The sequence below is a fragment of the Bartonella gabonensis genome, assembly GCF_903679515.1.
GTDB lineage: Bacteria > Pseudomonadota > Alphaproteobacteria > Rhizobiales > Rhizobiaceae > Bartonella > Bartonella gabonensis.
This window is the reverse complement of record NZ_CAHOYM010000109.1, coordinates 1-636: the sequence shown is the minus strand read 5'-3', so window position 1 is coordinate 636 and position 636 is coordinate 1. Positions and strand designations below refer to the sequence as shown.

1 protein-coding gene is annotated in these 636 nt (G+C 72.2%); it reads left to right on the top strand.

The features are described 5' to 3' along the window. Window positions 1–636: amidohydrolase family protein (locus HWX04_RS08905; protein ID WP_500676369.1), on the top strand; the 636-nt coding region annotated here is incomplete at both ends.

The following is a 636-nucleotide window of genomic DNA, read 5'->3' as shown; positions in this document are numbered from 1 at the left end:
CGCCAACGAATTCGCCATGCGCCTGGACGGCGCCAGCTACGAGGAAGTGGCACGCGCCGGCGGCGGCATCGTCTCCAGCGTGCGTGCCACGCGCGAGGCCAGCGAGGACGAGCTGTTCGCCCAGGCCCTGCCGCGCCTGCAGCAGCTGCTGGACGAGGGCGTCTGCGCCATCGAGATCAAGTCGGGCTACGGCCTGGCGCTGGAGCACGAGCGCAAGCAGCTGCGCGTGGCCCGGCGCCTGGGCCAGGCCCTGGGCGTGACCGTGCGCACCACCTTCCTGGGCGCGCATGCGCTGCCGCCCGAGTACGCAGGGCGCAGCCAGGACTACATCGACCTCGTCGCCGGCACCATGCTGCCCGCGCTGGCGGCCGAGGGCCTGGCCGATGCGGTCGATGTGTTCTGCGAGCGCATCGCCTTCTCGCTGGCCGAGACCGAGCAGGTCTTCCAGGCCGCACGCCGCCTGGGCCTGCCCGTCAAGCTGCATGCCGAGCAGCTGTCGAACATGGAGGGGGCGGCCCTCGCGGCCCGCTATGGCGCGCTGTCCTGCGACCACATCGAGCACCTGTCGGAAACAGGCATTGCCGCCATGCGCGGCGCGGGTTCCGTGGCCGTGCTGCTGCCCGGCGCCTACTACAC